At 46.7% G+C, this 22764-nt stretch carries 21 protein-coding genes; all 21 read left to right on the forward strand.

The window, feature by feature from the left end:
* Positions 1–81 precede the first annotated feature (81 nt).
* Positions 82–1542, forward strand: coding sequence for a cell division protein FtsA (ftsA, locus tag BLR15_RS00425; RefSeq protein WP_092983631.1), 1461 nt, complete (start codon positions 82–84; stop codon positions 1540–1542).
* A 26-nt stretch (positions 1543–1568) separates the two neighbouring features.
* Positions 1569–2714: a cell division protein FtsZ gene (gene ftsZ / locus BLR15_RS00430; RefSeq protein ID WP_092983632.1), complete on the forward strand. Its 1146-nt coding sequence runs from the start codon at positions 1569–1571 to the stop codon at positions 2712–2714.
* Positions 2715–2775: 61 nt separating this feature from the next.
* Complete coding sequence (pgeF, locus tag BLR15_RS00435; protein ID WP_092983633.1) at positions 2776–3552, forward strand: peptidoglycan editing factor PgeF; 777 nt, start codon at positions 2776–2778, stop codon at positions 3550–3552.
* Between the two features lies 1 nt (position 3553).
* Positions 3554–4186, forward strand: a complete 633-nt coding sequence (locus BLR15_RS00440; protein ID WP_092983634.1) for a YggS family pyridoxal phosphate-dependent enzyme — start codon at positions 3554–3556, stop codon at positions 4184–4186.
* Between the two features lie 11 nt (positions 4187–4197).
* Positions 4198–4818 carry a cell division protein SepF gene (locus tag BLR15_RS14355; RefSeq protein WP_092983635.1) on the forward strand — a complete coding sequence of 207 codons (621 nt, stop codon included), beginning with the start codon at positions 4198–4200 and terminating at the stop codon, positions 4816–4818.
* An 11-nt stretch (positions 4819–4829) separates the two neighbouring features.
* Positions 4830–5141, forward strand: a complete 312-nt coding sequence (locus BLR15_RS00450) for a YggT family protein (RefSeq protein ID WP_407927501.1) — start codon at positions 4830–4832, stop codon at positions 5139–5141.
* A gap of 59 nt (positions 5142–5200) precedes the next feature.
* Complete coding sequence (locus BLR15_RS00455) at positions 5201–5980, forward strand: YlmH family RNA-binding protein (protein WP_092983636.1); 780 nt, start codon at positions 5201–5203, stop codon at positions 5978–5980.
* Positions 5981–6004: 24 nt separating this feature from the next.
* On the forward strand, positions 6005–6523 hold the full coding sequence (locus BLR15_RS00460; protein ID WP_092983637.1) for a DivIVA domain-containing protein: 519 nt from the start codon (positions 6005–6007) through the stop codon (positions 6521–6523).
* A gap of 264 nt (positions 6524–6787) precedes the next feature.
* The gene (gene ileS / locus BLR15_RS00465) at positions 6788–9529 is read left to right on the forward strand and encodes an isoleucine--tRNA ligase (protein ID WP_092983638.1); all 2742 of its coding nucleotides are present in this window, start codon (positions 6788–6790) and stop codon (positions 9527–9529) included.
* An 8-nt stretch (positions 9530–9537) separates the two neighbouring features.
* Positions 9538–10038, forward strand: coding sequence for a signal peptidase II (gene lspA / locus BLR15_RS00470; RefSeq protein ID WP_092983639.1), 501 nt, complete (start codon positions 9538–9540; stop codon positions 10036–10038).
* Positions 10004–10918 carry an RluA family pseudouridine synthase gene (locus tag BLR15_RS00475; protein WP_092983640.1) on the forward strand — a complete coding sequence of 305 codons (915 nt, stop codon included), beginning with the start codon at positions 10004–10006 and terminating at the stop codon, positions 10916–10918. Before lspA ends, BLR15_RS00475 begins: the two co-directional genes overlap by 35 nt.
* A gap of 581 nt (positions 10919–11499) precedes the next feature.
* On the forward strand, positions 11500–12024 hold the full coding sequence (gene pyrR / locus BLR15_RS00480; RefSeq protein ID WP_092983641.1) for a bifunctional pyr operon transcriptional regulator/uracil phosphoribosyltransferase PyrR: 525 nt from the start codon (positions 11500–11502) through the stop codon (positions 12022–12024).
* A 10-nt stretch (positions 12025–12034) separates the two neighbouring features.
* Positions 12035–13354, forward strand: coding sequence for a uracil-xanthine permease family protein (locus BLR15_RS00485; RefSeq protein WP_092983642.1), 1320 nt, complete (start codon positions 12035–12037; stop codon positions 13352–13354).
* Positions 13347–14228, forward strand: coding sequence for an aspartate carbamoyltransferase catalytic subunit (locus tag BLR15_RS00490; protein ID WP_092983643.1), 882 nt, complete (start codon positions 13347–13349; stop codon positions 14226–14228). Before BLR15_RS00485 ends, BLR15_RS00490 begins: the two co-directional genes overlap by 8 nt.
* Positions 14228–15499 (forward strand): dihydroorotase, encoded by a 1272-nt coding sequence (locus BLR15_RS00495; RefSeq protein ID WP_092983644.1) that lies wholly within the window; start codon positions 14228–14230, stop codon positions 15497–15499. The genes BLR15_RS00490 and BLR15_RS00495 overlap by 1 nt, the downstream gene beginning before the upstream one ends.
* Complete coding sequence (locus tag BLR15_RS00500; RefSeq protein ID WP_092983645.1) at positions 15499–16590, forward strand: carbamoyl phosphate synthase small subunit; 1092 nt, start codon at positions 15499–15501, stop codon at positions 16588–16590. Before BLR15_RS00495 ends, BLR15_RS00500 begins: the two co-directional genes overlap by 1 nt.
* Complete coding sequence (gene carB / locus BLR15_RS00505; RefSeq protein ID WP_092983646.1) at positions 16583–19759, forward strand: carbamoyl-phosphate synthase large subunit; 3177 nt, start codon at positions 16583–16585, stop codon at positions 19757–19759. Before BLR15_RS00500 ends, carB begins: the two co-directional genes overlap by 8 nt.
* Positions 19760–19767: 8 nt before the next feature.
* Positions 19768–20517 carry a dihydroorotate dehydrogenase electron transfer subunit gene (locus BLR15_RS00510; protein WP_092983647.1) on the forward strand — a complete coding sequence of 250 codons (750 nt, stop codon included), beginning with the start codon at positions 19768–19770 and terminating at the stop codon, positions 20515–20517.
* On the forward strand, positions 20514–21428 hold the full coding sequence (locus tag BLR15_RS00515; RefSeq protein WP_092983648.1) for a dihydroorotate dehydrogenase: 915 nt from the start codon (positions 20514–20516) through the stop codon (positions 21426–21428). Before BLR15_RS00510 ends, BLR15_RS00515 begins: the two co-directional genes overlap by 4 nt.
* 18 nt (positions 21429–21446) lie before the next feature.
* A complete protein-coding gene (gene pyrF, locus BLR15_RS00520) occupies positions 21447–22151 on the forward strand; it encodes an orotidine-5'-phosphate decarboxylase (RefSeq protein WP_092983649.1) in 705 nt (234 codons plus the stop codon).
* Entirely contained in the window at positions 22144–22758 is a 615-nt protein-coding gene (gene pyrE, locus BLR15_RS00525; protein WP_245696436.1) for an orotate phosphoribosyltransferase, read from the forward strand. The genes pyrF and pyrE overlap by 8 nt, the downstream gene beginning before the upstream one ends.
* Positions 22759–22764 lie beyond the last annotated feature (6 nt).

Here is a 22764-nt window from a genome sequence, read left to right on the forward strand (position 1 = left end):
TTCTTGTAAATAGTTCACAATTAACTTGTGATAATGTAAACTGATAATAGTAAATTGATAGCTCGCTAGGAGGCAGATGACTTGAAGGAACATTACTATGTAGCACTTGATATAGGCTCATCCAGTGTTAAGACAGTCGTCGGTGAGAAGTTTCATGATGGCGTAAACATCATCGGAATCGGTCAAACTTTCACTGACGGGATATCTAAAGGGATGATTACAGATTTTGAACTTGCCAAAAGTGCAATTAAAGATACAGTCAAAAAAGCAAGTATTTCATCAGGCGTAGAAATTGATGAAGTATTTTTGAAAATGCCGATCACTGATTCGGAGATCAAATTCAGTGAGGAATCAATCAGATTCGGCGGGGAGTCAACAGAAATCAATGGTGAACATATAGAGTCCCTATTGGAATCATTAAGGGAAAAAGAGATGGCAGGTGACAAAGAAGTCGTCACCGTTTTCCCGGTTCATTTCATCGTTGATGACCTTCATGAAGTGGATGACCCGAAAGAAATGGTCGCGACTCAGTCGCTGGCAGTCAGAGCCGGCGTTATCCTGACCAACCGCACACTGCTTATCAATGCGGTGAAATGTGTGGAAGAGTCCGGTCTGACGATACTCGATGTATATTCGGATGCGGTCAACTATGGACACGTGCTGACAGATGCTGAAATCGAACTCGGCGGCGTTGTAATAGACATCGGCGCGGATCTGACTCAGTATGCATACTTTGAACGCGGCGCACTGAAATATGCCTCTTCCATTCCGGTGGGCGGCAATCTGATTACGAATGATCTGACCGAGGCATTCAACATGCCGTTCGATCATGCTGAGAAAGTCAAAAACCAATACGGCCATGCATTTTTCGATATGGCAAATGATGAAGATGTCATCCGTCTGAACCAGATCAATTCTGAAAATGCGATTGAAGTGACACCGAAAGACCTGGCGGATATCATTGAACTAAGAGTCGAAGAGCTGCTGCTCGATGTGTTTGAAGATCTTCAGCGTCAGTCCATCACCAAAGTCAGTGGCGGTTTCGTCGTTACAGGCGGTACTGCAAACCTGCTCGGCATCAAAGAACTGATGCAGGATATGGTATCTGAAAAGGTGCGTATCCACGTACCGAATCAGATGGGGGCCAGAAAGCCTGAGTTCTCCAGTGTAATTTCTACAGTCAGCAGTGGAATTTCATTTGATGAGTTACTGGAATATGTTACAATTGATAATTATGACACAGCAACAGAAACCATCACTTCAGAAACTCCGGAAGATGCCGATTCAAACTTCTTCAGCGGCTTATTCAAAAACAGAAAAGATAAGAATGAAGCAGTAAATCAATCGTCTGAAAGTAAACAAGTACAACATGAAGCATCGGATGAGGAAGTTGCCGGCACTCCTGACTATGAAGAATATACGGAGTACTCATACGATGGCGACGAAAAAGTCAACGATGCGAAAGCGGAACAGAACCGGCCGAAAGAATCGAAAGATCTGGGCGGTTACATGAAAAAATTATTTAAGAATCTATTTGAATAAGATGAATCATTGGGAGGAAAAACAAGATGTTGGAATTTGAGCAAGGTTTTAACCATTTGGCAACTTTGAAAGTTGTTGGTGTAGGTGGCGGCGGTAACAACGCAGTCAACCGCATGATTGATGACGGCATGCAAAATGTTGAATTTATAGCAATTAATACAGATGGACAAGCTTTAAATCTGTCAAAAGCAGAATCCAAAATCCAGATTGGAGAAAAATTGACGAGGGGTCTCGGCGCCGGTGCAAACCCGGATATCGGTAAAAAAGCGGCTGAGGAATCCCGTGAACAGATCGAAGATGCACTGCAGGGCGCGGACATGGTGTTCGTCACAGCAGGCATGGGCGGCGGAACCGGTACAGGTGCTGCTCCGATCGTAGCTAAAATTGCGAAGGAAATGGGCATCCTCACAGTGGGTGTAACGACAAGACCATTCTCATTCGAAGGCAGAAAGCGCCAGACACAGGCGGCAGCCGGCGTGGACGCGATGAAAGCGGCAGTAGATACACTGATTGTAATTCCTAATGATCGTTTATTGGATATTGTTGATAAATCAACACCTATGATGGAAGCGTTCAAAGAAGCGGATAATGTACTCCGTCAGGGTGTTCAGGGTATTTCAGACCTGATCGCCGTAAGCGGTGAAGTGAACCTTGACTTTGCAGACGTTAAGACCATCATGCAGAACCAGGGATCGGCGCTCATGGGCATCGGTATTTCAGCCGGTGAAAACCGCGCGGTCGAAGCGGCTAAAAAGGCGATTTCGAGCCCGTTGCTTGAAACTTCAATCGTCGGTGCACAAGGTGTGCTGATGAACATCACAGGCGGCGAATCATTATCGCTGTTTGAAGCACAGGAAGCGGCAGACATCGTACAGGATGCGGCAGATGAAGATGTAAACATGATTTTCGGTACCGTCATCAACCCTGAGCTTGAAGATGAGCTCATCGTCACTGTCATCGCCACAGGCTTCAATGAAAAAGGTGTGAACCGTACTCCGGAAAGACCTGCAGCTGAAGAGAAGAGGGAATCATTCGGCTTTTCAGACAGTGAAGAGGAGCCGAAAAGGACACGCAGCTTCCAGAGAGAAGAAGAACCAGGCGTGAACAGCTCACAGGACGATGATTATGAAGTGCCGACTTTCTTAAGAAATCGTAATCGTCGCAGACGCTAATAATTATTTAGATCAAAGTCAGAAAGGCGCGCCTTTCTGACTTTATTTTTGAGGTGAGGATATGAGTCAGTTTACTTTTCAGCCGCATCATCACTTTTACGGTAATAAAGACGGCGACTGCCTCTTTGGCTACACGAAAAGGACGGACGGTTTCAGTGATTATCCAGAAGACAGTTTCAACATGGCTTTATATATCGGTGATGATACGGATAACGTGAACAGGCATCAGGATATGCTGGCAAGTGAAATTGATATCCGCCCCGGCGACTGGGTGCTTCCGATCCAGACGCACGGCGGCAGGGTAAAGGAAGTCACTTCAGACGACCGCGGTACAAATGTGCGTGAACTTACAGGCGGGTTGAATGATATCGATGCGATATATACTTATGATGAAAATGTTCTGCTGACGATGAACTATGCCGACTGTGTGCCGGTATACATCTACAGCAGGATCAACAGTTTCACAGCCCTTGTCCATGCAGGGTGGAAGGGTACATCAAAAGAAATATTAAAGCGTACGCTGAATGAATATGACGGGCATCCAAAGGACCTGACCGTTCTCATCGGCATCAGCATCAACGCTTCTTATTACGAAGTGGATGACAAGGTGATCGATGCTTTGGATGACCTTTATTTAAAAGATGCGGTCGTTGAAACGGACAGCGGTTATCAGCTGGACCTTAAGACGGTCAATAAAAACCAGGCGCTTGATTTTGGTGTGGACGAAGATGATATTCACGTCACACCGCTTGGTACGGAAGATACCGGCCGTTTTTTCTCCTATCGTCTCGAAGAGGGGAAGACAGGCCGTGCATTAGCATTTATAGGGAGAGTATGAAATGATCAAAGAAAATTTTAATGCGATAAAAGAAAAATTGTCAGATGACGTCAATATAATAGTCGTGACCAAATATCACACTGTTGAGGAAACGCTGGAAGCATATGAAGCCGGCGTCAGAGACTTTGGTGAAAATCGTATTGAAGGATTTTTGGAAAAAAGAGAAGCTTTGCCGGAAGATGCAAATGTCCATTTCATCGGAACGCTGCAGTCAAGGAAAGTTAAGGATATCGCAGGATCCATGACTCATCTCCACTCACTCGACCGAGAAAGTGTTGCCAAAAAAATTGAACAATATGCAGAACATGAGGTAAAATGTTTTGTACAGGTGAATGTTTCCAAAGAGTCATCAAAACATGGACTGTCAGCCGATGAAGTGCAGCCTTTCCTGGAGAAATTATCATCGTACGGGAAAGTCAGGGTCATCGGCCTGATGACGATGGCACCGCTGACTGAAGACGAAGAGGTGCTGAATGATACATTCGGCCGTCTGAAAGAATTGAGAGATGAATTACAGGAATCTTATCCGGAGATCACCGAACTCAGCATGGGAATGAGCAATGATTATGAAATCGCTCTTGACCACGGTGCTACATATATCCGTATAGGTTCGAAAATTATGGGAAGCAGGTGATTTTTATCGCTATGAAAAACTTTTTTAAAGATATTTTTTTCGTCGAAGTCGAAGAGGAAACTTCTGATGAAACCGGACAAAAAGAAAACAAGCCGGTAAACAGACCGAAGAAAAAAGCGGGCCCTGAAGTGAATGACAGCAAAAGCAAAGTGACACAGCTTGATTTATCCAGAAATGAAAAAAGTTCATCTGAAAACAAGAAAGCGCGTGACAATGCTTCAGCATCCCACGATAAAAACAGGTCACAAAGGTCTTTCTTTAAAAAAGAGCGGCAAAAACCTGCACAGGACAATACGACAGGACGACAAAACAATTCACAACACAGTTATAAGGAGACCACTTTGATGAATGCCGATAACATGAATGCGAAAGTTCATTTATTTGAACCGAGAGTCTTTTCTGAAACACAGGATATTGCAGATGAACTGAAAAACGAACGTGCAACTCTGGTCAATTTATCTAAAGTAGATTCAGGTCCTAAAAAGAGGATAGTGGACTTTTTAAGCGGTACTGTCTATGCATTGGATGGAGATATCCAAAAGGTCGGGAATGATATTTTCCTTTGTACACCGAAAAGTGTTGTGGTTGAAGGTGAAATCTCTTCAGATAAAGATAACTCAGAAGAAATGTAAGGAGAATAATTTTGGATAAATCACTACTGCTCAATATAGTATCAATAATAGCGGACATATCGTTCATAGCATTACAATTATTAAGATGGGGACTTATTATCTACATTTTAAGTTCATGGCTGCCGGCGCTCAGGGAGTCGAAATTCGGCGAATTCCTGGGTAAGATTTTTGAGCCGATCCTGGAACCGTTCAGAAAGCTCATCCCGCCGCTCGGAGGCATGCTGGACTTGTCCCCGATCATATTATTTATCGTTTTATGGCTGTTCCAAAGTGGCCTTGTGGCAGTGTTCAACGCAATCGTCACATTCATAGTACAATTTTAATGCAGGGTCACGGTGATATTCATTTATCGCCGTGATTTTCAAGTTAAGGAGCATTTGACGTGAAGGAAATTTTTCAACACTTCAGACCAGAAGAAAAAGAGACGATCATCAAACTGAACAGCCGCTTTGAAATTGCGGAAAGGGATTATTACCCTGTGCTCCTCGATTTCCTTGACCCGAGGGAGCAGAGTATTGTACGGAGCCTGTCCGGCTATTATCCGGAGCTGAAAATAGAATTTTACGGCGGCGGTGAATCGCGTGAGCGGATGCGCGCCATGCTCATACCTGAAATGCTGGAAGTTTCAAAGGACGATTTCGAAGTGATGGTGCTCGAACTGGATTATCCCCGGAAATTTGTAAATCTGGACCACCGGAATATACTGGGGGCAATCATGAGTGTCGGCCTGGACAGAAATCTGATCGGCGATATCGTCATCGGTGAAACGATACAATTTGCGATCGCAAAGCCTTATTTTCATATTTTTGAAATGGAGCTTACGACGATAAAAAATGCTCCGGTCATTTTGAATGAAGTGCCGCATGCAGAATTTATCGATAATGTCGATGATGGTGTGCCACAGACGATTCTGATTTCAAGTTTCAGGCTGGACACCGTGACTGGCGAGCTTTTAAAAGAGGGCAGGTCAAAATCGAAAAACAGAATCGAGAAAGGCAAAGTGAAGGTCAATCACACGGCCGTCGTGAATCCGGCTTTCATTCTCGAGGAAGACGACGTCGTATCGGTCCGTCATTTCGGACGGTATAAAATCGATGAGATGTTACATGAAACGAAAAAAGGGAAATACAGAGTCAAAGCGAAAGTTTATAAAAGTAAATAAAAGGTCAAATAAGAGGTGAAAAATATGGAAGCGAGTGAAAGGACGGACAAAAAGTTCGCAACGGTCTACCGCGGTCTCGATGAAAAAGAAGTGAGAAACCATCTGAGAAAGATCGAAGAGGAAATTGAAGAACGTGACAGAAAGATTGCCCAGCTGGAAGAGATGCTGAACGAGCGTGACGAAAATCTGAACAGTTTCAGAACTGTCGAAACCAGCATCAATGAAGCGATACTGACCGCACAGAGAGCAGGCGATGATACTAAGAAGGCCGCTCAGGAACGTGCGGATGAGATTATCAGAAGTGCCGAAGCGGAACGGGATATCATCATTGATAAAGCGTTGAACCAGGCACGTCATATCGGCAGCCAGACTGAAGATATGAAACGTCAGTCGAAAGTTTTCAGGGCACGTTTCAAAATGCTTGTACAGGCGCAGCTTGACCTTCTGCAGTCGGATGACTGGGATTATCTGCTCGATTATGACATGGATAATGAGGACAAAGTCCGTGACATTGAAAACGAGTATGGAAATAATGAAGAGTAAATATTGACTAAACATGATTATTTTAGCATAATATATATATTGTTAGACACGCAGAATGTGAGATATTTTAAAGCGACCGGAAGATGGTGAGAGTTCCGGAATCACAGCATTTTGATATCACTAATGATTGATGATGGATACTATTAAGACGAGATGGCTCTGACTGGGAGTCAATAAGGGTGGTACCGCGGAATTTTTCGCCCCTGTTGATTCAGTTAGAGTTTTTTTATTTTAAAATAAACTATTGAAACGGGAGAGTAGAGAATGGATTATAAAGATACGTTACTGATGCCGAAAACAAAATTCAAGATGCGTGGCGGCCTGATCAACAAAGAGCCTAAAATGCAGGAAGAATGGCGTGAAATGGATTTATATGAAAAGAAGCTGAAGCAGAACGAAGGCAATACGCCGTATGTTCTGCATGACGGTCCGCCGTATGCGAACGGCGCGCTTCATATGGGTCACGCGCTGAACAAGATCATCAAAGATATCATCATCCGCAACAAGCAGATGCAGGGCTACTATGCACCTTACGTGCCGGGCTGGGATACACACGGTCTGCCGATCGAGCAGGCACTGACGAACAAAGGTGTCGACCGCAGATCAATGTCCGATTTAGAGTTTAGAAAAAAATGTCTTGAGTTTGCTTATTCACAAATAGACTTGCAACGAGAAGAATTTAAACGAATGGGTATTGATGGTATGTGGGATGATCCCTATCTCACTTCTAAACCAAGCTATGAAGCAGCTCAGATCAGAGTGCTTAAAGACATGGTAGATAAAGGGTTGATTTATCGTGGTAAAAAACCTATACATTGGTCTCCTGTCAGTGAATCTTCATTGGCGGAGGCAGAACTTGAATATAAAGACAAAAGATCACCTTCTATTTATGTATCTTTTAAAGTAAAAGATGGTAAAGAAGTGTTCGATGCGAATGTTAATCTAGTTATTTGGACTACAACGCCTTGGACAATACCAGCAAACTTAGCAATTGCTGTACATCCGAACCTGAATTATGTGCAGTTCAATTATGAAAATGAAGAGTATGTTATTGTTGAAGACTTACTTGACACTTTTTGTGAAGAGGTAGGTTTTGATAAAGAGAAAGTAGTGAGAACTAAAGAGATAAAAGGTGCAAACTTAGAATATGTCACTGCATCTCATCCTCTATTCGACAGAGAAAGTCTAGTCGTCTTAGGTGACCATGTGACGACTGAATCTGGTACAGGTCTAGTGCATACAGCACCTGGTCACGGTGATGATGACTATTTAATAGGAAGAGAGTATAAATTGGATATTTTGAGTCCAGTTGATGATAAAGGTATGTTTACTCACGAAGCCGGTAAATATGAAGGATTATTCTATGATGATGCCAACAAAGTCATTACTGAAGATCTTAATGAAGCGGGTGCGCTATTAAAACTTAATTTCTATACGCACTCATTCCCTCATGACTGGCGTTCCAAGACACCTGTAATTTTCCGTGCGACCCCTCAATGGTTTGCATCAGTAGACAATATTAAAGAAGATGTGTTATCAGCTATCATGGATACAAAATTCCAGGTCGAGTGGAATAAGAAGCGCATGTATAACATGATCAAAAACCGCGGTGACTGGGTCATTTCACGCCAGCGTGTATGGGGGGTGCCTCTGCCTTTCTTTTTCGCAGAAAATGGAGATGCAATTGTAGATGTCGATGTAATTGAGCATGTAGCTCAATTAGTCGAGAAGCATGGAACTAATATTTGGTTTGAATGGGAAACAGAAGATCTACTTCCTGAAGGCTATACGCACCCGGGTTCACCGGACGGCAAGTTCACTAAAGAGACGGACATCATGGACGTATGGTTCGACTCCGGTTCGACGCACCGCGGTGTGCTCGATTACCGTGATTATCTGACATATCCGGCGGATCTTTACTTTGAAGGGTCGGACCAGTACAGAGGCTGGTTCAACTCGTCGATCATCACAAGTGTTGCGACAAAAGGCCACTCGCCGTATAAAGAGCTTTTAAGCCACGGATTCGTCATGGACGGAAAAGGCAAGAAGATGTCGAAGTCACTCGGCAACGTCATTCTGCCTGAAAAAGTAATGAAGCAGATGGGTGCGGATATCATCCGCCTGTGGGTCATGTCTTCGGACTTTGAAGAGGACGTGAGAATTTCCGACGATATTCTTAAACAGGTGTCGGAAGTGTACCGTAAGATCCGTAACACGTTCCGTTTCATGCTGGGTAACGTGGCGGACTTCAATCCGGCGGAAGATGCGGTCGCCTACGAAGATCTGTATGAAATCGACCAATTCATGTACCAGAGATTCAATGAAGTCATCAACATGGTGCGTGACTGCTACGAGCGATATGACTATGTGACGGTGTATCAGTCACTTCAGAACTTCATCAACGTCGACTTGTCCAACTTCTATCTGGACTACGGCAAAGACATCCTTTATATCGAAAAAGAGGATGCTTCAATCCGCCGCAGCATGCAGACGGTGCTTTACAAAATACTGACCGATCTGAATAAACTGTTGGCGCCGATTCTTGTGCATACGACCGAGGAGATCTATCAGCATACTCCGCATACAGAAAAAGAGAGCGTGCATCTGGAGTATCTGCCTGAAGTTGCAGAAGTGGATACTGAACTCGTAGGGAAATGGCAGTACTTCCTGAAAGTGCGTGATGATGTATACCGTGCACTTGAAGTGGCGCGTAATGAAAAAGTGATCGGCAAATCGCTGGAAGCGAAAGTATATGTGACAGAGCCGGAAGAAATGAAATTCGAAGACCTGCACGGCAATCTGGAACAGTTATTCATCGTTTCACAGGTGGAAGTCGTGGACAGTCTCGAGGACGGCACTGAATATGATACTGTGACGGTCAAAGTTGAACATGCAGAAGGCGAACGCTGTGAGCGCTGCTGGAACTTCTCCACTGCAGAGAGTCTGACGAGCGGTGAAGATGATATCTGCCCAAGATGCCGCACTGTCGTTGATTCGTTAGCGTAGGTGTCATCATGAAAAAATATAGAATTGCACCGATGGTCATCATCGGTGCAGTCATTCTAATCATCGATCAGATCACCAAATTTCTTGTTGTGGAGAATATGGAAATCGGCCAGTCCATCCCGCTGCTCGGTGAATTTCTGCAGCTGACTTCCCACCGCAATTCAGGCGCTGCCTGGGGCATGTTCCAGGGTCAGATGTTTTTCTTCTACATCGTAACGGTCGTCGTCGTCGCACTGCTTCTGTACATTTATAAAAAAGAGGCGAATGATAATTTTCTGATGCAGCTGTCGATTACGATGCTGCTCGCCGGTGCGATCGGGAACTTTATTGACAGAATCCTTTTCCAGCAGGTCGTGGATTTTGTGGATGTCCTGATTTTCGGCTATGATTTCCCGATTTTCAACGTGGCGGACAGTGCACTGACGATTGGTGTCGTACTGATGCTGATCGAGTTTTTCTTCACAGGACGGAGTGATGATAATGAACGAAATAACAGTAGGCAAAAGTAATGAAGGTGAACGGCTCGACCGGTTTTTGAGCACGGTCGTACCGGACTCTTCGAGAAGTGATATACAGGGCCGCATCAAAGACGGCATCGTCACGGTGAACGGCGGACAGGTGAAGCCGAATTATAAAATAAAGGCCGATGATGAGATTGTCATCCGGGAACGCGAGCTCATCGAAGCCGACATCGAAGCGGAAAACCTGAACCTGGACATCGTCTATGAGGACTCTGATGTCGCGGTCGTCTACAAACCGAAAGGGATGGTCGTCCACCCGTCTGCCGGCCATTACGGCGGCACGCTGGTGAACGGCCTGATGTATCAGCTGGATGAACTGTCCGGCATCAACGGCGAGCTGCGTCCCGGCATCGTCCACCGTATCGATAAGGATACGAGCGGACTGCTGATGGTCGCAAAGCACGACGTCGCCCACCGGCACCTTGTGGAACAGCTCGTGGATAAAAGTGTGACAAGGAAGTACACTGCATTCGTCCACGGTGTCATTCCACATGACAAAGGCACTGTCGACGCTCCGATCGGACGCAATCCGAAAGAACGTCAGGAAATGGCGGTCGTGGATGACGGCAAAGATGCCGTGACACACTTCAACGTTCTGGAACGGTTCAAGGACTATACACTCGTCGAGTGTATTCTGGAAACCGGCAGAACCCACCAGATCCGTGTCCATATGAAGTACATCGGATACCCCCTCGTCGGCGATCCGAAATACGGCCAGAGGAAAACGATGGACACCGGCGGCCAGATGCTGCATGCAGGCACCGTCGGATTCACACATCCCGGGAACGGTGAACGCCTCGAGTTCAAGACAGGACTGCCGGATTACTTTGAAGAGATCCTGGAAGACTTGCGAATGAGAGAGAAATAGATATATGAGATTGACGGAGTGACGCAAAATCCCTGACGGGGTTTTGCGTTTTTTTTTTTGATGTTGTGAGGTGCTTGGGGGCGGGAGGTGTGAAGGTGACGGAGATTTTGATGATATCTAAGCGTTTTGGTCACCAAGGCTGCTCACTCACGCCGATTTCAAAGCTCAGGTGCAGGTTTCTTCCCGAGCTGCTCACTTAGCTCCGCTTTCCGGCTCAGGTGAGCAGGTTTCTTCCCGAGCTGCTCACTCAGCCTCATTTTCCGCCCCTAAGTGAGCAGCCTCCCACACCCACCATCCCCTAAAGTGTAAAACCTCTCTCCATTAATCCTTGACAATGTATTTCAACAGGGCTATGCTTATAAACAATACAAATGACAACCAAATATCATCATTAATGTTTTTAAAACCGGTCCTGTGAGGCCGGGAAGGCATGATATAAACGAGGACAAGTCTGTCTGTTAACGCTACAAGTGTACCTGTGAGTCACGGTTTTAACAGCCAGTCTGTTTCAAGGGATACGTATATACTCATGCCGGCTGGCATGAGTATTTTTTTATGAAATTAAATCGGAGGTCAGGGCAATGAAACAACGCACGATTCTGGATGAGGCGCAGATCAGCCGCTCGCTGACGCGGATGGCGCACGAAGTGCTGGAGCGGAACAAAGGTACTGAAAATATCATTCTTTTGGGAATAAAGACCCGCGGCGAATTTTTAGCGGACCGGCTGCAGGATAAGATCAGTCAGATCGAATCGGTCAAAGTGCCGACGGGGACGATTGATATCAGTAACTACAGGGATGACAAAGCGGGCCGGACGGTGAATGACGAAGATATCATCATCGATTCAGATCTGAATGACAAGCATGTGGTGCTGGTTGACGACGTCCTCTTTACCGGCCGCACCATCCGGGCGGCGATGGATGCCATACTGAACTCGGTGCGGCCGTCCAAAATTTCGCTCGCGGTGCTGATTGACCGCGGTCACCGGGAACTGCCGATACGCGCAGACTACGTCGGCAAAAACATTCCGACGGCGAAAGAGGAAAGCATCAACGTGGCACTTATGGAAGTGGATAACGAAAACGCAGTGACTCTGACGGAATAGGGGAAAAATCATGAGAGAGAAACAACCTACAGACAGTCTTTACAAAAGAAGCTTCGAACCGAAACTTGATGTACATGAAAAGCCGAAATGGTCACAGTGGGCGCTGCTCAGTTCGCAGCACCTGTTCGCAATGTTCGGTGCGACGGTGCTTGTACCTTTCCTGACCGGGCTGCCGGTCAGTGCGGCACTGATTGCGAGCGGTATCGGAACGCTGTTATACATATGGATCACGAAAGGGCAGATTCCGGCGTATCTCGGCTCGAGTTTTGCATTCATCCTGCCGATCACAATCGCGCTCGGAGCGAACACATTGGGTGAGGTCCTGACCGCGCTGTTCTTCAGCGGCATTTTATACGTAGTGATCGGCCTCATCATCAAAGTTTTCGGCACCAACTGGCTCATCAGCCTGCTGCCCCCGATCGTCGTCGGACCGGTCATCATGGTCATCGGACTTGGGCTCGCCCCGGTCGCTGTGGACATGGCGATGTACACGGACTCGGGCAACCAGGAAGGCTACAGCCTGACCTTCATAGCAATCGCAGTCATCACACTGTTGATCACAATCGGCGCTTCGGTATTTTTAAAAGGTGTACTGTCACTCATTCCGATCCTGATAGGGATTGTCGGCGGTTATATTACGGCAATGATTTTCGGAGTGGTGGACTTCACGCAGGTCAGGGAGACGGGATGGTTCGTCATGCCGGATGTTCATCTGCCGGTCCTCTCCTATGAACCGGCCATCAATATCGGACTGTTCATCGTCATGCTGCCGATCGTTTTCGTGACGGTGTCCGAGCATATCGGCCATCAGGTCGTCATCAATAAGATTGTCGGCCGGGACTTTTTCAAGAAACCCGGACTGCACAGGTCGTTGATCGGTGACGGTGCTGCGACGATGTTCGCCAGCCTGATCGGCGGTCCGCCGACAACGACTTACGGTGAGAACATTGGCGTGCTGGCGATTACGAGGGTGTTCAGCATATGGGTCATCGGCGGCGCTGCCGTATTTGCAGTCATACTCGGATTTGTCGGGAAGTTCACAGCACTGGTCCAGTCGATTCCTTCGCCTGTAATGGGCGGTGTATCGATACTGCTTTTTGGCATCATCGCAGCAAGCGGCCTCAGAATACTGATTGATGCACAGACTGACCTGGATAATAAAAGAAATCTCGTTATCGCATCGGTCATTCTTGTTATAGGAATCGGCAAGGCACACCTGGACTTCATGATCGGGGACATTCCGTTCAATCTGGAAGGCATGGCGCTCGCAGCACTTGCAGGTATCGTACTAAACGCAGTATTACCGAAGGAGGAAGCGGTTAATGGATGATCTATTGACAGTGGAGTCGCTCACCGACTCTGAAATCATGACACTGATTAAACGTGCACTGACTTTTAAGCAGGGGGAAATGCCGGAAAAGTTCCGGGACAAGACCGTCGTCAACTTGTTTTTTGAAAACTCGACACGGACACGGCTGAGTTTTGAAATGGCGGAGTTCAGGCTGGGAATACATGCAATTCCTTTCGATGCGGATACAAGTTCCGTACAAAAAGGTGAAAGCCTCTATGATACGTGCAGGACGCTTGAAGCGATCGGCGCCGATGTGCTGGTCATACGGCACGGGGACAACCGCTATTTCGATACACTGGAAAATATCAGTGTACCCATCGTCAACGGCGGTGACGGCAGCGGCTCGCATCCGACGCAGTGCCTCCTCGACCTGATGACGATATATGAAAACTTCGGAAGGTTCGAAGGGCTGAAAGTGGCGATCTCCGGAGATATTTTCCACTCGAGAGTTGCCCACAGCAATTTTCAGGCGCTCTCCCGCCTGGGGGCAGAAGTTTATTTTTCAGGGCCGAAAGACTGGCAGGATCCGGGATATGAAGATGCATATATGGATTTCGATGAGGCGGTTGAGACGTGTGATGTCATCATGCTTCTCCGGGTGCAGCATGAGCGGCACTTCGTCCAGATGACATTTTCAAAAGAAGGGTACAATGAGGAATACGGGCTGAATATGGCGCGTTATGAAAAGATGAAGGAGGATGCGATCATCATGCATCCGGCGCCGATGAACCGGGATGTGGAAATTTCGTCCGAACTGGTCGAGGCGGGTAAGAGCAGAATTTTCAACCAGATGGAAAACGGTGTATATATGCGTATGAGTATTTTGGAAAATATTTTAAAGGAGAGACAATAATGTTATTAAAAAATGGAGTTGTACTGAACAATAATGAGTTTGTTGAACAGGATGTCCTGATCGAATCAGGGAAAATAAAAGCAATCGGCACAAACCTCGATGCAGGTTCAAAAGAAGTGGTGAATCTGCAGGGCAGACTCGTCACTCCGGGACTGATCGACGTCCATGTACACTTAAGGGAGCCCGGATTCGAACATAAGGAAACGGTCGGGACGGGTACGAAAGCGGCGGCAAGGGGCGGCTTCACATCCATTTCGCCGATGCCGAACACGAACCCGATCATAGATACGGCAGAACGGCTCGAAAACTTGAATGACATTATTGAACGGGATGCGCATATAAAAGTAAGACCGTATGCTTCAATAACGGAAGGTCTGAAAGGTGAGGCCCTCGCAGATTTTGACGGTTTGAAAAAATCCGGCGCATTCGCATTTACAGATGACGGTGTCGGTGTGCAGAGCGCGGATATGATGCTCCGTGCGATGGACAATGCGGCGAAGCTTGATATGGCGATTGTTGCGCATACGGAAGAAAACACACTGATCCGCGGCGGTGCGATCCATGATGGCAGGACGAGCGAAAAACTGGGCATTCCCGGCATTCCGGCAGTGACTGAATCGGTTCAGATCGCAAGGGACATACTGCTGGCAGAAGCGGCGGACTGCCACTACCATGTGTGCCACGTGTCGACGAAGGAAAGTGTGCGTGTCATCCGTGATGCTAAACGTGCGGGCATCCGGGTGACGGCAGAAGTGACGCCGCACCATCTGGTACTGGATGAAAATGATATTACCGATAAAGACCCGAACTTCAAGATGAATCCGCCGCTCAGGGGCTCGGACGACCGCGAAGCGCTGATCGAAGGACTGCTTGACGGGACGCTTGATTTCATTGCGACGGACCACGCGCCGCACCAGGATTCTGAAAAAGCAGTCGGCATCGAGACGGCGCCGTTCGGCATCGTCGGCATCGAGAACACGTTCCAGCTGTGCTACACGAAACTCGTGAAGACGGGGGTGTTCACCCTGCAGCAGCTGGTGGACTGGATGACGGTCAAACCGGCGGAAGTGTTCAATATGGACGGCGGCGTTCTTTTGCCGGGAAGGGATGCGGATATTACGGTCATCGACCTTGACAAAGAATATACGCTCGATAAAGAAGCGTTTTTATCAAAATCGAAGAATACACCATTTGACGGTGAACACCTGACATCGGATATCCATATGACGGTTGTGAACGGTGAAATCATATATCAGGCGGAGGGACAGTAATGTTAAATGACAAAAGATATTTAGTGTTGGAAGACGGTACCGTGTACGAAGGATATAAGCTCGGCGCAGACGGGGAATCTGCCGGGGAAATCGTTTTTAATACTTCTATGACAGGCGTTCAGGAAATCATTACAGATAATTCATATACGGATCAGATCATCACTTTCAGTTACCCGCTTATAGGCAGCGCGGGATTCAATACAGAAGACAGTGAATCATTACTGCCGACAGCACGCGGTGTTGTTGTCAGAGAAGCGATTGAGCACCCTTCAAACTTCAGATCAACTGAAAATTTAGATGGATTTTTAAAAAGCAATGACATCGTCGGCATCAGCGGTGTGGATACAAGAAGCATTACAAAGAAAATTCGTAATTCAGGCGTGATGAAAGCTGAAATCACTGATTCATCCGACCATGCAAAAACGGTTGAAGCAATCAGGGCAATGGAATTCGCGCGTGATCAGGTGAAACGCGTTTCTACAAATACGCCTTATATTTCAACGGGTACCGGCCCTAGGGTTGCACTGCTCGACTTCGGCAAGAAAGAAAATATTGTCCGTTCATTAAACCAGCGCGGCTGCGACGTCACAGTACTGCCTCATGATTCAACGAGTGAACGCATACTGCAGTTGAAGCCTGACGGTGTCATGCTGTCAAACGGTCCGGGAGACCCCGCGGATGTGACAGAAGCGGTTGAAACGATTAGGAATCTGATCGGACAAATACCAATTTTCGGTATTTGTCTCGGTCACCAGCTCATCGCACTCGCAGGCGGTGCCAGTTCCTATAAAATGAAATTCGGCCATCGCGGTGCAAATCAGCCAGTGAAAAATTTATCAACAAACAAAGTGGAAATTACGACTCAAAATCACGGATATGCAATTGATGAGGACAGTTTGAAAGATACGGATTTTGAAATCACTCACATCGCTATCAATGATAATTCTGTTGAAGGTATCAGGCATAGAAGTGAACCGGTTTTCAGTGTGCAGTATCACCCTGAAGCTGCGGCAGGCCCGCATGATGCATCTTACTTATTTGATCAGTTTATCGAAATGATGAAGGCAGGAGGAGGACAATCGAATGCCTAAACGTAAAGATATCAACACAATACTTGTCATAGGAAGTGGTCCGATCATCATCGGACAGGCAGCAGAGTTTGATTATGCGGGCACACAGGCATGCCTGGCATTGAAAGAGGAAGGATACAGAGTGATTCTGGTCAACTCGAATCCGGCAACGATCATGACCGATCAGGAGGTTGCGGATGTAGTTTATATCGAACCGTTGACACCGGATTTCATAAGCCGCATCATACGTAAGGAACAGCCGGATGCGCTGCTGCCGACACTCGGTGGGCAGGTCGGTTTGAATATGGCTGTGGAACTGGACCGTTTAGGCGTGCTTCGTGAAAATGAAGTGGAACTGCTCGGCACAAAACTGGATTCTATCAAACAGGCGGAAGACAGGGATATGTTCCGAAATCTTATGAATGATATGGAAGTTCCGGTACCGGAGTCCGACATCATCAACACGATTGACGAAGCGTATGATTTTGTCGAAAAGACAGGCTATCCTTTTATCGTCCGTCCGGCATTTACAATGGGCGGTACTGGAGGAGGCATTTGCTATAACGAAGATGACCTGAAGGAAATTGTTGCGAACGGCCTGAAATATTCACCGGTCAGCCAGTGTTTATTGGAAAAATCGATTGCCGGATTCAAAGAGATCGAATATGAAGTGATGAGAGATGCTAATGACAATGCAATCGTTGTGTGCAACATGGAAAACATCGATCCTGTCGGCATACATACAGGAGATTCAATCGTTGTTGCCCCGAGCCAGACACTGACAGATAAAGAGCATCAGATGTTGAGAAATGTATCTTTGAACATTATTAAAGAGCTTGAAATTGAAGGCGGCTGTAACGTCCAGCTTGCTCTGGATCCGGACTCGTTCGACTACTACATCATAGAAGTGAATCCGAGAGTATCGCGCTCAAGTGCGCTGGCTTCAAAAGCGACGGGCTACCCGATCGCCAAACTTGCTGCGAAAATCGCAGTCGGCATGACTCTGGACGAAATGATCAATCCTGTGACGAATTCAAGCTATGCAGCATTTGAACCGGCACTTGATTACGTTGTTTCTAAAATTCCCCGCTTTCCGTTTGATAAATTCGACAAGGGTGAGCGTACACTCGGTACCCAGATGAAAGCGACGGGCGAAGTGATGGCAATCGGACGCACCTACGAGGAATCATTGTTGAAAGCGATCCGTTCACTGGAGTACGGGGTACATCATCTTGGTCTTCCAAACGGTGATGATTTTACTCTGGATTATATCGTCCATTCAATAAAAGCCCAGAGCGATGAGAGGCTGTTCTTTATCGGGGAAGCGATCCGTCGTGAAGTGACACTGGAAGAAATTCATGCCTGGACGAAAATTGACTTTTACTTCCTGAATAAGTTCAAACATATCATCGATATTGAAAGAGAACTGAAAGAAAATGCCGGCAGCATCGAACATTTGAAATGGGCGAAGAAATTCGGCTTCAGCGACCGTGTCATCGGACACCGCTGGGAAATGTCCGAAGATGAAGTATTCAACATAAGAAAAAAGCAGGGTATCATGCCCGTCTACAAGATGGTGGACACGTGTGCTGCTGAATTTGAATCGAATACGCCTTATTTTTACGGAACGTATGAAACGGAAAATGAATCACTGCAGAGTGACAAAGAAAAGATACTTGTTCTCGGAAGCGGACCAATCCGCATCGGGCAGGGCATCGAGTTCGATTATGCGACAGTGCATGCGGTATGGGCGATCCAGGAAGCGGGTTACGAGGCGATTATCGTCAACAATAATCCGGAAACCGTGTCGACCGATTTCTCGATTTCAGACAAGCTGTACTTTGAACCGCTCACTCATGAAGATGTTATGAACATCGTCCATAATGAAAATCCGAAAGGTGTGGTCGTCCAGTTCGGCGGCCAGACAGCAATCAACCTGGCAGACAGATTATCTGAACATGGTGTGAAGATTTTAGGTACGAGCCTGGATGATATCGACCGAGCGGAGGACAGAAAACGTTTTGAAGCACTGCTTCAGGACATAAAAGTCCCACAACCGCACGGCAAAACAGCGACGAATGAAGAAGAGGCACTCGCAAATGCGCGTCATGTCGGCTTTCCTGTACTTGTCCGCCCGAGTTATGTTCTCGGCGGCCGTGCGATGGAAATCGTCTATGACGAGTCGGAACTGAAAAACTATATGAGAAATGCCGTTAAAGCGTCACCTGAGCATCCTGTTCTGATTGATAGCTATTTGACAGGTAAGGAAATCGAAGTGGACGCAATCTGTGACGGAGAGAATGTCATCATCCCGGGAATCATGGAACATATTGAAAGAGCCGGTGTACACTCCGGAGACTCCATGGCTGTGTATCCGCCGGTGACTCTTTCCCAGGAAGAAATCAATACACTTGTTGATTATACGGAGCGACTTGCAAAAGGTTTGAATATCGTCGGTATTATCAATATCCAGTTCGTCTTATCGAAAAAGGGGATATTCGTCCTCGAAGTAAACCCGAGATCGAGCCGTACTGTACCGTTTTTAAGCAAGATAACCGAAGTGCCGATGGCAAGGCTCGCCATGCATGCCATTCTCGGCAGGAAACTTGCGGACAGTGAATTCCCACTCGGACTGCAGCCTGATAAGGAAGGCTACTATGTAAAAGCGCCGGTATTCAGTTTCTCCAAACTGAAAAATGTCGATATCACACTCGGGCCCGAGATGAAATCGACCGGGGAAGTCATGGGTAAAGACGATACTCTGAACAAAGCGCTGTATAAAAGTCTTGTTGCAAGCGGCCTGGATGTCAAAGACCACGGCACTGCGCTGTTTACGATTGCTGATAAGGATAAGGAAGAAGCGGTTGAACTTGCAAAAAGATTTTCACAGTGCGGCTACCGCATTCTATCAACAAGCGGTACAGCGGCAGCACTTAAAAAGGAAGGCATTCCGGTCGTCATAGTGGATAAAATCGACGAAGGGGACAACACTCTGCTCCGTTCCATCCAGAATGGCAATGTCCAGATTGTGGTTAACACGATGACAAAAGGGAAGGAAGTTGAACGTGACGGCTTCAGAATCCGCCGTGAATCCGTAGAGAACGGCGTGCCGTGTCTGACATCGCTGGATACAGCGAGAACGCTGATCGAAGTCATTGAAAGCATGACATTTAATATGAATGAAATGTAGGTGGGCATATGAAAAATTTAATGACGGTCGTTTCTCAGGAAAATATTGCTGATAAAATTTATGAAATGGTACTTGAAGGGGATATTACTGAAAGAATGACGACACCGGGCCAATTTGTGCACATCAGAGTGAGCAGTGACACATCGAATGTTCTGCGCAGACCGATATCGATTTCCGATATCAATGTTGAAAAGTCGCAGTTCACGATCACTTACAGAGCGGACGGCGACGGCACGAAGAAGCTGACAAAGTTCAAAGCAGGCGACACTATCGATATTTTATCACCGCTCGGCAACGGCTATCCTGTTGAAGCAAACGGCAATGTACTCATCATCGGCGGCGGCATAGGTGTCCCGCCGCTCTATGAGCTTTCCAAACAGCTGAATGAAATCGGTGTGAAAACGACGCATGTCCTCGGGTTCAACTCGGGTAAAGACATATTCTATGAAGAGAAGTTCAAAGCTCTGGGGGAGACTTTTATTGCGACAGCGGATGGGAGTTACGGGACGGAAGGTTTCGTCACAGATGTGACGAGGGATCTGACTGGTGAATTTGACCGTTTTTATGCATGCGGTCCGAAAGTGATGCTGAAAGCTGTGAGTGATGAGCTGGATATAGACGGCTACATTTCATTGGAAGAAAGAATGGGCTGCGGTTTCGGCGTGTGTTATGCATGCGTCTGTGACCGTGCGGACGGAACGCAGTCGAAAGTCTGCACAGACGGCCCGGTATTCAGAAAAGGGGAAGTTATACTATGACAAATTCAAAACTGAACATACAACTTCCCGGACTGGATTTGAAAAACCCGGTCATGCCTGCATCCGGCTGCTTCAGCTTCGGTGAGGAATTTTCGAAGCTGTATGATCTGTCGGAGCTCGGTGCAATAATGATCAAGGCTGCGACTGAAGAAGAGCGCAGGGGGAATAAAACACCAAGGGTTGCTGAAACTTCGAGCGGCATGCTGAATGCAATCGGTCTGCAGAATCCTGGTGTCGATCACATCATCGGACATGAACTGAAATATCTTGAGCAGTATGATGTGCCGATCATTGCGAATGTTGCCGGTACTAAAATTGAAGACTATGTAAGTGTGGCGAAAAAGATTTCCGCGTCGCCGAACGTCAAGGCACTGGAACTGAATATTTCATGTCCGAACATAAAAGAAGGCGGCATTCAGTTCGGTACGGACCCTGAAACGGCGAGAAGACTCACTTATGAAGTGAAAAATGTATCTGAAGTACCAGTTTATGTTAAACTATCACCAAATGTCACCAATATTGTGGATATGGCCAACAGTGTCGGAGATATATCAGATGGTCTGACTATGATCAATACGCTTGTGGGAATGCGTTTGGATAAATCGGGGAAACCGATTTTGGCGAACATCACCGGCGGCCTGAGCGGACCGGCCATCAAGCCTGTATCTCTGAACATGATCTATCAGATCAGACAGCATCTGCCGGATATCCCGATAATCGGAATGGGCGGCATTGCAACAGTGGATGATATTTTTGATTACTTGTCAGTAGGCGCGGATGCGGTCGCGGTGGGTACGTTAAATTTCACCGACCCGTATATATGTCCGACACTGATTGACGGTCTGGAAAAGCGGGTGGAAAGTCTCGGCCTGAATCATATTCATGATTTGAAAGGCAGAGCATATTCATAAGAAAATAGGGGGAAACTTATTATGAACGTACCAATTATTGCACTTGATTTTCGGGAGTTTGACACTGTAAAAGATTTTTTAGGCAAATTTGATGAGAAACTATTCGTCAAAGTGGGAATGGAACTTTATTTATCAAATGGGCCTAAAGTGGTCGAAGAAATTCGTCAAATGGGGCACGACATCTTTTTGGATCTGAAACTTTATGATATTCCGAACACTGTCGGGAAATCGATGGAAAGCCTCGGCAGACTGGATATACAAATGACAAATGTTCATGCCCAGGGCGGTACTGCGATGATGAAACGTGCGGCAGAGTCATTCAAGGATAACAATCCGGACGGCAGACTGATCGCTGTCACCCAGCTCACATCAATGAGTGAAGAAATGGTACAAAAAGAACATCAGACTGTACTCTCCCTGACTGACAGTGTTGTCCATTATGCAACACTTGCCAAAGAGGCGGGACTCGACGGAGTGGTATCTTCACCGCTGGAATCTGAAATTATTCATGAAAAACTGGGACCTGAATTTTTGACTGTAACACCGGGTATCCGACTTCCGGAAGACTCGAAAGACGACCAGGTCAGAGTGGTGACGCCGGTGGATGCAAAAGATATGAAGTCTGATTATATCGTCGTCGGACGTTCAATTACCCAGGATGATAATCCGAGAGACAAATACAAAAGAATCAAAGCACTGTGGGAGGGAACTGCAGGTGAGTAGTAGTGAGAATGTCGCCAAAGCATTGCTTGATATCGGAGCCGTTAAAATCCAGCCGGATGACCCGTTTACGTGGGCGAGCGGCATCATTTCACCGATTTACTGTGATAACAGGCAGATAATCGGCAATGTAGAAGCAAGAAAAGAAATCGTAAAATATTTTGTTGAAAAGATAGAGAAAATTTCGCCGGACGCAGAAGTGGTCGCAGGGACTTCCACTGCAGGCATCCCACATGCATCTTTCATCAGTGATGCGATGGAACTGCCGATGAGCTACGTCCGCGGCAGTAAAAAGAAACACGGCACCGGCAGACTGATAGAAGGTGCTTCTGTTAAAGGCAAAAAAGTTGTGCTGATCGAGGATCTGATTTCAACAGGCGGTTCAAGCATAGAAGCTGCTGAGATATTAAGGGAAGAAGGCGCAGAAGTGGAAATCGTACTCGCCATCTTCAGCTACCAGCTCGAGAAAGCACATGATAATTTTGAATCATCCGGATTTAAATATGAAACACTGTCCGACCTTGATGCCCTGCTTGACGTCAGTATTAAGGAAAACCTTCTGACAAAGGAAGAGCGCAGTGAAGTCGTGCAGTTCAGAGACAGTCTTTAAAGTGAA

The organism is Lacicoccus qingdaonensis, assembly GCF_900101075.1.
Lineage (GTDB): Bacteria > Bacillota > Bacilli > Staphylococcales > Salinicoccaceae > Lacicoccus > Lacicoccus qingdaonensis.